This is a genomic window from Streptomyces barkulensis (assembly GCF_002843305.1).
GTDB classification, from domain to species: Bacteria; Actinomycetota; Actinomycetes; order Streptomycetales; family Streptomycetaceae; genus Streptomyces; species Streptomyces barkulensis.
Window position 1 is genome coordinate 19,838 of record NZ_PGSG01000077.1, and the last position, 9,821, is coordinate 29,658.

A 9,821-nucleotide genomic window follows, 5' to 3' on the forward strand; every position below is an offset into this window, starting at 1 on the left:
TTCCCATGCGCCTCGCGCAGGCGTTCCCCCGCCCCCGCCAAAAGGCCCCACCGGGCGATACCCCGACAACTCCCCCCACCGGAATGTGACTTGGGTCACCCTGGCCGACGGTCGCCGGGCGGCCGCGACCGGTCCGGCCGCGGCGGCGCGGCCGGCCGGACCGGTCAGGCGCCGAAGCCGGGCCCCTTGCCGGCCTGCCCCTTGACCGGCTTCGCCCCGGCCCTCAGGTGCGGCGGCACCAGATCGCGGGCCGGCTCGCTGTAGCCGACCGAGACGATCCGGTCGCCGACGAAGGTGAAGGTGGTCAGCGACGCCAGGGTGCACTGCCGCCTGCGCGGGTCGTGCCACAGCCGGCGGCGCTCGACGAAGCTGCGCACCGTCCAGATCGGCAGCTGGTGGCTGACGCACAGCGCCTCGTGACCGCGGGCGGCGTCCCGTGCGGCCTCCAGCGCCGCCATCATCCGCACCACCTGGTCGATGTACGGCTCGCCCCACGACGGGCGGAAGGGGTTGCGCAGGTGCGGCCAGTTCGCGACCCGCCGCAGCGCCCCGTCCCCGACGCCGAAGGTCTTGCCCTGGAAGATGTTCTCCGCCTCGATCAGCCGCTCGTCGCCGGCCACGTCCAGGCCGTGCGCCTCGGCGATCGGCGAGGCGGTCTCCTGGGCGCGCTCCAGCGGGGAGGCGACGACATGGGTGATGTCGCGCCCGGCCAGATGCTCGGCGACCCGCTCGGCCATGCGGCGGCCCAGGTCGGAGAGGTGGTAGCCGGGCAGGCGCCCGTAGAGGATCCCCTTGGGGTTCTCCACCTCGCCGTGCCGCATCAGATGGACGACGGTGCGCTTGCCGCCGCCGTGCTGCTCGCGCTCCCCCGCCGTCTCGGGGGAGAGCGCCACGTCCGCCGGGTCCGTCATACCCGCGGGGTCCGCCGACTCCGCCGGGTTCGGGACGCTCCCGTTCGGCTCGCCGGTCATGCCCCCTCCTCCGCGGCGGTGGCCCGCGCGGCGGCGCGCGCGGCCGGCGGCAGGGCGGCGGCGATCCGCTCGACGGCCCGGTCGTCGTGGGCGGTGGAGACGAACCAGGACTCGAAGGCCGAGGGCGGCAGGTAGACGCCCCGGGCCAGCATCTCGTGGAAGAAGGCGGTGAAGCGGAACGACTCCTGGCGCCTGGCCGCGTCGTAGTCCGCCACGTCCCCGTCGGTGAAGAAGACCGAGAACATGTTGCCCGCGCTCTGCAGCCGGTGCGCCACGCCCGCCTCGGTGAGCGCCTCGGTGACCAGCGCGCGGATCTCGGCGGAGACGGCGTCCAGCCGCTCGTACGCCGCGTCGTCCAGCAGGCGGAGCTGGGCGAGGCCGGCGGCGGTGGCGACCGGGTTCCCGGAGAGGGTGCCGGCCTGGTAGACGGGTCCGGCGGGGGCGAGGTGGGCCATCACGTCGGCCCGGCCGCCGAAGGCCGCGGCCGGGAAGCCGCCGCCCATCACCTTGCCGAAGGTCATCAGGTCCGGCACGACGCCGTCCAGGCCGTACCAGCCGGCCTTCGAGACGCGGAAGCCCGTCATCACCTCGTCCGAGACGTACAGCGCCCCGTTCTCCTCGCACAGGCGCTTGAGCCCGGCGTTGAAGCCGTCGCGCGGCGGCACGACGCCCATGTTGCCCGGCGACGCCTCGGTGATCACACACGCGATCTCTCCGGGGTGCGCGGCGAAGACGGCGGCGACCGAGTCCAGATCGTTGTACGGCAGCACCAGCGTGTCCCCGGCCTGCGCGCCCGTCACGCCGGGGGTGTCGGGCAGGGCGAAGGTGGCCACGCCCGAGCCGGCCGCGGCCAGCAGCGCGTCGACGTGTCCGTGGTAGCAGCCGGCGAACTTGACCACCTTGGCCCGCCCGGTGAAACCGCGCGCCAGGCGGATCGCGGACATCGTGGCCTCGGTGCCGGAGGAGACCAGCCGCACCTGGTCGACGGGGGCGATGCGGGCGACGATCTCCTCGGCCAGCTCCACCTCGCCCTCGCCGGGCGTGCCGAAGGACGTGCCGTGCGCGACCGCCCGCCGCACCGCCTCGACCACGGCGGGGTGGGCGTGCCCGAGGACCATCGGGCCCCAGGAGCACACGAGGTCCACGTACTCACGGCCGTCGGCGTCGGTGAGGTACGGACCGGTACCGGACACCATGAAGCGGGGCGTACCGCCCACGGCGCGGAAGGCGCGCACCGGAGAATTCACGCCTCCGGGCGTCACGACGGCGGCACGGTCGTACAGCGACTGCGATACTGGGGCATCGTACGGATAGCTCACGCAAGCCATGGTCTCAGAGCCTCGCGCGCATGTGCGGCCGGGCGTTTCACAGCCCGCCAGAAGGGGAGGTCTCTGAAAGTCTTTGGAGACGATGATCTGGTTGCGCGGCGGGGGCCGCAAGTGGTCGGGTGGTGACATGCAGCGCGGTGGCGGACTGGGCGAGGGCACGGGGGACCTGGGCCGGGGACCCAGGCGGGCGCGGGGACGCCACCGGCGGGACCGCGACGCGAGAGCGGTCAGCGAGACCGCCGAGGCCGGGGCCGGCCGGACCGGGGCGGCCGGGGCCGAGGGCACGGAGACGAGGAGCAGCAAGGGTGGCCGGGTGGGGGTGACCTACAAGTACTTCGGCGCGCCGGACGGCGCCACAGCCGCCCGGGTGCCCATCACGATGCGCCCGGACGAGCTCGGCGGGGACGAACTGGGCCACGGCATGTTCACCAGCATCAAGCCGGAGACGATGGCCGCCATGGTCCTCACCGGCATCGAGGGCGTCCCGCTGCACAAGGTGCCCCCGCTGGAACTGGTCGTCCTCCACTCCGACTACGCGGTGGTCAGGCTCCCCATGACGGTCGTCGACCCGCTGCGCGGCATCGGGGAGGAGTCGGTGGGCGCCGCCGCCTTCATCTGGTCCACCGTCCCCGACCGGGGCGGCCCGCGCGACGCCTTCGACGTCTACCGGCTCCTGCACGAGTGGCAGGACTTCAGCCACCGGCTCCACGAGGCCGGCCACCAGCCGTACTGCCTGGTCTGGCCCTGAGCGCACCCTGAGCGATCCCTGAGCGATCCCTGAGCGACCTCTGAGGGCCGGCGCCGGTGCCGGCCTTCTACGCTCCCGGTATGTCCGTCGCGCGCTCCGTCCTGCTGTTCGCCCTGGCCGCCCTCCTGGAGATCGGCGGCGCCTGGCTGGTGTGGCAGGGAGTGCGCGAGCACCGCGGCTGGGCGTGGATCGGCGCCGGGGTGATCGCGCTGGGCGCCTACGGCTTCGTCGCCACCTTCCAGCCGGACGCGAACTTCGGCCGTGTGCTGGCGGCGTACGGCGGGGTCTTCGTCGCGGGCTCCCTGACCTGGGGCATGGTCGTGGACGGTTTCCGGCCGGACCGCTGGGACGTCGCGGGAGCGCTGGTCTGCCTGGCCGGGGTCGCACTGATCATGTACGCGCCGCGGGGCGGGTGAAACCGGCCGCCTATCCTTCGATGCGGTCCGCCCCGGAACGTCCGCCACCCCGCGAGGAGCCTCCATGACCCCGCCCGCCGAGCAGCAGCCCACCGCCGTCATCACCGGCGCGAGCAGCGGTATCGGCGCCGCCGCCGCGCGCCGGCTGGCCGCCGCCGGGTACCGCACCGTGCTCACCGCCCGCCGCGCCGACCGCGTGGAGGAGCTCGCCGCCGGGCTGAACGCCGACGGGCACCGGGCCGAGGCGCACCCCCTGGACGTCACCGATCGCGCCGCCGTGGACGCCTTCGCCTCCCGGCTCGGCCCCCTCGCCCCCGGCAGCGTGCTGGTCAACAACGCCGGCGGCGCCCTGGGCCTGGAGCCCGTGGCCACCGCCGACCCCGCCGACTGGCAGTCGATGTACGAGGTCAACGTGCTGGGCACGCTTCACATGACGCAGGCCCTGCTCCCGGCCCTGACCGCCTCCGGCGACGGCACCGTGCTGGTGCTCTCCTCCACCGCGGGCCACGGCACCTACGAGGGCGGCGCCGGCTATGTCGCCTCCAAGCACGGCGCCCACGTCCTGGCCGAAACCCTCCGCCTGGAGCTGTGCGGGCAGCCGGTGCGCGTCATCGAGATCGCGCCCGGCATGGTGCGCACCGATGAGTTCTCCCTCACCCGCTTCCGCGGCGACGCCGAGAAGGCGGCGAAGGTCTACGAGGGCGTCGCCGAGCCGCTGACCGCCGAGGACGTGGCCGACACCGTCGTCTGGGCCGTCACCCGGCCCCCGCACGTCAACGTCGACCTGCTGGTCGTCCGCCCCCGTGCCCAGGCGTCCAACACCAAGGTGCACCGCGAGCGCTGAACGGCGGGCCCGTGCCGCACCGGGAAAGCCCGGTGCGGCACGGGCCCGCGGGTCTCAGAGCCGCTCGGGGGTGCGGATGCCCAGCAGCGCCATGCCCTGCCGCAGGGTGTGGGCCGTCAGGTCGCACAGGAAGAGCCTGTTCTCCCTGACCGCCTCCGACTCCGCCCGGATCACCGGGCACTGGTCGTAGAACGTCGTGTAGAGCGAGGCGAGCTGGTAGAGGTACGCGGCCAGCTTGTGCGGCTCGTACGTCTCGGCCACGCCCGCCAGCGTCTCGGCGAACTCGTCCAGGTGCAGGCCCAGCGCCCGCTCGGCCGGGGCCAGTTCGACCTCCGGGTGCGCGGCGGGCCGCGCGTCGCCGGCCTTGCGCAGGATCGACTGGATCCGGGCGTAGGCGTACTGGAGGTAGACGCTGGTGTCGCCGTTGAGCGAGACCATCCGGTCCAGGTCGAAGACGTAGTCGCGCGACATGGACGTCGACAGGTCGGCGTACTTCACCGCACCGATGCCCACCTGGGCGCCGCGTTCGGCGATCTCCTCCTCCGTCAGCTCCAGACCGCCCTGCTCCGCCTTCTCCCGCACCACGGCCGTGGCCCGCTCGACGGCCTCGTCCAGCAGGTCCACCAGCCGGACCGTCTCGCCCTCACGGGTCTTGAACGGCTTGCCGTCCTTGCCCAGCACCGTGCCGAAGGCGAGCTGCCGCGCGGCGTCCCCGGGCAGCCAGCCGGCCCGGCGCGCGGTCTCGAAGACCATCTTGAAGTGCAGCGCCTGCCGGGCGTCCACCACGTACAGCAGGGTGTCGGCGCCCAGCTTCCCGACCCGGTCGCGGATGGCGGCCAGGTCGGTGGCGGCGTAGCCGAAACCGCCGTTGGACTTCTGCACGATCAGCGGGACGGGCTTGCCGTCGGGGCCCTTGACGTCGTCGAAGAACACGCACAGCGCACCCTCGGAGCGGACCGCGACGCCGCTTTCCTCCAGCTCCTTCACGACCTGCTGGAGGTCGTCGTTGTAGGCGCTCTCGCCGACCACGTCCGCGTCGCGGATCTCCACGTCGAGCTGGTCGTAGACCGCGTGGAAGTAGATCATCGACTCGCCGACGATCCTCCGCCACATCTCCAGCGTGGCCCGGTCGCCGCTCTGCAGGAGCACCACCCGGTCGCGGGCGCGCGTCTTGAACTCCTCGTCGGAGTCGAACAGCGCCCGGGACGCCTTGTAGAGCCGGTTCAGCCGGGACATCGCGGCCTCGCCGGACGCGCCGGAGCCGCCGGCCTCCTCGCCGGAGGCGTGGTCCAGCTCGTGCGGGTGCTCGACCAGGTACTGGATGAGCATGCCGAACTGCGTGCCCCAGTCCCCGATGTGGTGCCGCCGGACCACCTTCTCGCCCCGGTGCTCCAGGATCTGCACGATCGCGTCGCCGATCACCGTCGAGCGCAGGTGCCCGACGTGCATCTCCTTGGCCACGTTGGGCTGCGAGTAGTCGATGACGGTGGTGCCCGGCCGCTCGGCGTACGGCACGCCCAGCCGCTCGTCGGCCGCCCGCGCCGCCAGCGTCCGCACGATCGCGGCGTCGGAGACGGTGATGTTGAGGAAGCCGGGTCCGGAGACCTCGATGCCGGCGATCTCGTCCGTCTCCGGCAGCGCGGCGACCACCCTGCCGGCCAGCTCGCGCGGGTTGCCCCCCAGCTTCTTGGCCAGCGCCAGCATCCCGTTGGCCTGGAAGTCCGCCCGGTCGCTGCGTCGCAGCATGGGGTCTCCCCAGCTCGAAGAGCGAGGGGAAGGGTCCGCACCCGATGCCACGACCTCCGGCAGGGCTGCCGAGAGGGCGTCCGCGACGCGCTGGTGGACGGTTGCGGCAAGGGAGGGGACCGAGGCCATGAAGGGATGCCGTTCCTCTGAGTGGGGTTTACCGGATCGGTCCAGTATCCCACGCGGCCCGCAGCCGGGGCGCGCGCGTTTATCACGGACGCGCGGCCCGTACCGCGTCTGAAACAATGGAGCCGTCATCTCAGACACCACAGCACACCACAGCCAGGAAAGGGACGTGCCGACCGTGGCTCAGAGCACAGAGGCCGACTGGGTCTCCCGCATCGCGGACGAGGTCATCGCCGAGGCGGAGCGCCGCGCCCCCGGCAAACCGGTCGTCTGCGCCTCGGGCCTGAGCCCCTCCGGCCCCATCCACCTGGGCAACCTCCGCGAGGTCATGGTGCCCCACCTCGTGGCCGACGAGATCAAGCGGCGCGGCGTGCCCTGCGAGCACATCCTGTCCTGGGACGACTACGACCGCTTCCGCAAGGTCCCGGCGGGCATCGAGGGCGTCGACGCCTCGTGGTCGGAGCACATCGGCAAGCCGCTCACCGCGGTGCCCGCGCCTCCCGGCAGCGAGCACTCCAGCTGGGCCGAGCACTTCAGGGCCGCCATGGTGCGGGCGCTGGACGAGCTGGGCGTCGAGGTGCGCGGCATCAGCCAGACCCAGATGTACACCTCCGGCGCGTACGGCGAGCAGATCCTCTTCGCCATGCGCGAGCGCGCCCGCATCGACGCCGTCCTGGACCGCTACCGCACCAAGGTCACGCCCGAGAGCGCCGGCAAGGCCCCGAAGAAGCAGGGCGGGCCGAAGGACGCCGGGATGTCCGCGGCGGAGATCGAGGCCGCCGAGGGCTCGGGCGCCGCGGGCGAGGACGACGGCAGCACGGGCGACGCCGGGTACTTCCCGTACAAGCCGTACTGCTCCGTCTGCGACCGCGACCTGACGACGATCACCGCGTACGACGACGAGAGCACGCGGCTGACGTACGTGTGCCAATGCGGCCACGAGGAGACGGTGCTGCTGTCGGAGCACCGCCGCGGCAAGCTGGTCTGGAAGGTCGACTGGCCGATGCGCTGGGCGTACGAGGGCGTGGTCTTCGAGCCCTCCGGCGTGGACCACCAGTCCCCCGGCTCCTCCTACGTCGTCGGCGGGCAGCTGGTGCGGGAGATCTTCGGCGGCGAGCAGCCGATCGGTCCGATGTACGCCTTCGTCGGCATCAGCGGCATGGCGAAGATGTCCAGCTCCAAGGGCGGGGTGCCCACCCCGCTCGACGCGCTGGAGATCATGGAGGCTCCGCTGCTGCGCTGGCTGTACGCCCGCCGCCGCCCGAACCAGTCCTTCAAGATCGCCTTCGACCAGGAGATCCAGCGGCTCTACGACGAGTGGGACGCCCTGGAGCGCAAGGTCGCCGACGGCGCCGCACAGCCCGCGGACGTCGCCGCGTACCGCCGTGCCACCACCACCGCCGGCGGCGAACTGCCCCGCACCCCGCGCCCGCTGCCGTACCGCACGCTGGCGTCGGTGGCGGACATCACCACCGGGGACGAGGCGCAGACGCTGCGCATCCTGAGCGAGCTGGACCCGGACAACCCGGTGGCCTCCCTGGACGAGACGCGCCCGCGACTGGACTGCGCGCAGCGGTGGATCAGCACCCACGTACCGGCCGATCAGCGCACCCGGGTGCGCGAGGAAGCGGACACCGAACTGCTGGCCTCGCTCGACGACGACGCGCGCGAGTCGCTGCGACTGCTGCTGGACGGCCTGGACGACCACTGGTCGCTGGACGGGCTGACCACGCTGGTCTACGGCGTACCCAAGGTCCGGGCGGGCCTGTCGCCGGACGCCAGGCCGACCCCGGAGCTGAAGGTGGCCCAGCGCGCCTTCTTCGCCCTGCTGTACAGGCTGCTGGTGGGCCGCGACACCGGCCCGCGGCTGCCCACGCTGCTGCTGGCCGTCGGCGCGGACCGGGTCCGCAAGCTGCTGGGCGCGTAACACCGGCGCCCGCCCGTGCCGCGGCCCCGGCACTCCTGAAGGAGTGCCGGGGCCGCGGCACGGGGCACGGACGGTTCACGGAGCCCTCAGCCCGGTACGGCGGGGCTGATCAGAGCCGGGATCCTCCGGTCGCGTCGACGACCTGGCCGGTGACCCAGCGGGCGTCGTCCGATGCCAGGAAGGCCACCACGTCCGCCACGGAGCGGGTGGCCGAACTGGCCATGTCGGTGTGGCCCGCCCCGGCCCGCGAGAAGCCGCGCGAGAGGCCCCGCGAGAAGACCTGAGCCGCCTTCCTCCGCCCCGGCCTCCCGGTCCGGGGACTACCGGCCGGGCGGAGGCGGATCACTGACGGGGAGTCAGCCCCCCGTGCCCATCTCGTCGTTGTACCGCTCCCGGAACTCCCGCAGATACGGGCGGAGGTGGCCCTCGCTGAGCAGACTGCCGTCGGCGTCGGTGACGTTGTGGCGCTCGTGGAGGGCGCGGGCCAGCTCCCGGGCGTTGGGACGCCGGCCGTGCTCGGCCATGAACTCCCGGAACGCGAGGTAGTACACCTCCGTGTACTGGGTGCCGCTGGGCATGCCGGTCGGCCTGGTGGCGTCCGGCTCCGGCACCGCCTCCCGGCGCGGCCCGGGGACGGCGGCAGGCGCCCCGGCGCCGGAGCCGGGACGGCCCATCGGGCGCCGGCGGCCTCCCTCGTTGACCGGCACCGTCACCTCGGTGCGGGCCGCCGCGGCCCCGGCCGCGTACACGGGTGCGGCCGCCTCCGCCGGCACCTCCGCCGGTACCTCCGCCGGCACCTCCGCCGGTACGGACCGCGCCTCCTGTACGGCCTCCCGCCGGGCGGTCTCCCACGGCGCGGGCCCGGAGGACGGCACCGCGGCCGCCTCCCGCACGGCCTCCGCCTCCTCCTCGACCGACCTCCAGGACGGGGGCAGGATCTCGCGCCCGTCCCGCACGCCCGCCTCCGCCGGGGCCGCCGTCCCCGGCACGGTCCCCTCACCGGTCACCTCATCGCTCCCGGGCGCCCCGCCGGGCGCGGGCGCCCGCTCCGCGGAGGTCCCCGCGGGGAGCGCCTCGGCCGGCGTGGTCCTTCCGCTCTCGACCGCTGTCCTCCCGCCCGCGACCGCGGCCTTCCCGCCCACGGCGGGCAGTGCCTGCGGGTCGATGCCGGCGGCGGCCAGGCCGGCCGGGCCGGTCTCCGCCAGCGGCACCCCGTACCGGGCCAGCCGCAGCGGCATCAGCGCCTCCACCGGCGCCCGCCGCTTCCAGGTGCGCCCGTAGCGCGCCCGCAGCCGCGCCTCGTAGATCAGGCGGTCCTGCTCCATGCGGATGACCTGGTCGTAGGAGCGCAGCTCCCACAGCTTCATCCGGCGCCACAGCCGGAAGGTGGAGGGGAAGGCCAGCAGCCAGCGCGAGATCCGCACGCCCTCCATGTGCTTGTCGGCGGTGATGTCGGCGATCCGGCCGACCGCGTGCCGCGCGGCCTCGACCGCGACGACGAACAGCACCGGGATCACCGCGTGCATCCCGACCCCCAGCGGGTCGGGCCAGGCGGCGGCGCCGTTGAAGGCGATGGTGGCGGCCGTCAGCAGCCAGGCGGTCTGCCGCAGCATCGGGAAGGGGATGCGGATCCAGGTCAGCAGCAGGTCCAGGGCGAGCAGCACCACGATCCCGGCGTCGATGCCGATGGGGAAGAACGGCGCGAAGCCGCCGAA

At 73.7% G+C, this 9,821-nt stretch carries 8 protein-coding genes and 1 pseudogene; 4 read left to right on the plus strand and 5 right to left on the minus strand.

Annotated elements, in window-relative coordinates; genetic code table 11:
- Positions 1-164 precede the first annotated feature (164 nt).
- Both CUT83_RS15055 and hemL read right to left on the minus strand, forming a co-directional pair.
- Positions 165-821 (minus strand): histidine phosphatase family protein, encoded by a 657-nt coding sequence (locus tag CUT83_RS15055; protein ID WP_240958346.1) that lies wholly within the window; start codon positions 819-821, stop codon positions 165-167.
- A gap of 146 nt (positions 822-967) precedes the next feature.
- Positions 968-2,299 (minus strand): glutamate-1-semialdehyde 2,1-aminomutase, encoded by a 1,332-nt coding sequence (gene hemL / locus CUT83_RS15060; protein ID WP_101256358.1) that lies wholly within the window; start codon positions 2,297-2,299, stop codon positions 968-970.
- A 127-nt stretch (positions 2,300-2,426) separates the two neighbouring features.
- On the opposite strand from hemL, the gene CUT83_RS15065 reads away from it, so the two are divergent.
- From CUT83_RS15065 to CUT83_RS15075, 3 genes are all read left to right on the plus strand, one after another.
- Positions 2,427-3,047: a hypothetical protein gene (locus CUT83_RS15065; protein WP_101256359.1), complete on the plus strand. Its 621-nt coding sequence runs from the start codon at positions 2,427-2,429 to the stop codon at positions 3,045-3,047.
- Positions 3,048-3,127: 80 nt separating this feature from the next.
- Complete coding sequence (locus CUT83_RS15070) at positions 3,128-3,463, plus strand: YnfA family protein (protein ID WP_101256365.1); 336 nt, start codon at positions 3,128-3,130, stop codon at positions 3,461-3,463.
- A 64-nt stretch (positions 3,464-3,527) separates the two neighbouring features.
- Positions 3,528-4,307 (plus strand): SDR family NAD(P)-dependent oxidoreductase, encoded by a 780-nt coding sequence (locus CUT83_RS15075; RefSeq protein ID WP_101256360.1) that lies wholly within the window; start codon positions 3,528-3,530, stop codon positions 4,305-4,307.
- Positions 4,308-4,361: 54 nt separating this feature from the next.
- On the opposite strand, the gene argS is transcribed toward CUT83_RS15075, so the two are convergent.
- Entirely contained in the window at positions 4,362-6,182 is a 1,821-nt protein-coding gene (gene argS, locus CUT83_RS15080) for an arginine--tRNA ligase (protein ID WP_101256361.1), read from the minus strand.
- Between the two features lie 175 nt (positions 6,183-6,357).
- On the opposite strand from argS, the gene lysS reads away from it, so the two are divergent.
- A complete protein-coding gene (lysS, locus tag CUT83_RS15085; RefSeq protein WP_101256366.1) occupies positions 6,358-8,106 on the plus strand; it encodes a lysine--tRNA ligase in 1,749 nt (582 codons plus the stop codon).
- Between the two features lie 109 nt (positions 8,107-8,215).
- Here lysS and CUT83_RS15090 read toward each other — a convergent pair.
- Positions 8,216-8,308 (minus strand): annotated as a pseudogene (locus tag CUT83_RS15090) (short-chain dehydrogenase); the annotation flags it as partial.
- 154 nt (positions 8,309-8,462) lie between these two features.
- Positions 8,463-9,821 (minus strand): DUF2637 domain-containing protein (locus CUT83_RS15095; RefSeq protein WP_101256362.1); only part of this gene is annotated, 1,359 nt, incomplete at its 5' end.

What these genes read in the sequence shown, in the direction of transcription:
- CUT83_RS15055 (WP_240958346.1), bottom strand. Translation starts at nt 821, where the DNA reads ATGCGGCACGGCGAGGTGGAGAACCCCAAGGGGATCCTCTACGGGCGC.
- hemL (WP_101256358.1), bottom strand. Translation starts at nt 2,299, where the DNA reads ATGGCTTGCGTGAGCTATCCGTACGATGCCCCAGTATCGCAGTCGCTG.
- CUT83_RS15065 (WP_101256359.1), top strand. Translation starts at nt 2,427, where the DNA reads ATGCAGCGCGGTGGCGGACTGGGCGAGGGCACGGGGGACCTGGGCCGG.
- CUT83_RS15070 (WP_101256365.1), top strand. Translation starts at nt 3,128, where the DNA reads ATGTCCGTCGCGCGCTCCGTCCTGCTGTTCGCCCTGGCCGCCCTCCTG.
- CUT83_RS15075 (WP_101256360.1), top strand. Translation starts at nt 3,528, where the DNA reads ATGACCCCGCCCGCCGAGCAGCAGCCCACCGCCGTCATCACCGGCGCG.
- argS (WP_101256361.1), bottom strand. Translation starts at nt 6,182, where the DNA reads ATGGCCTCGGTCCCCTCCCTTGCCGCAACCGTCCACCAGCGCGTCGCG.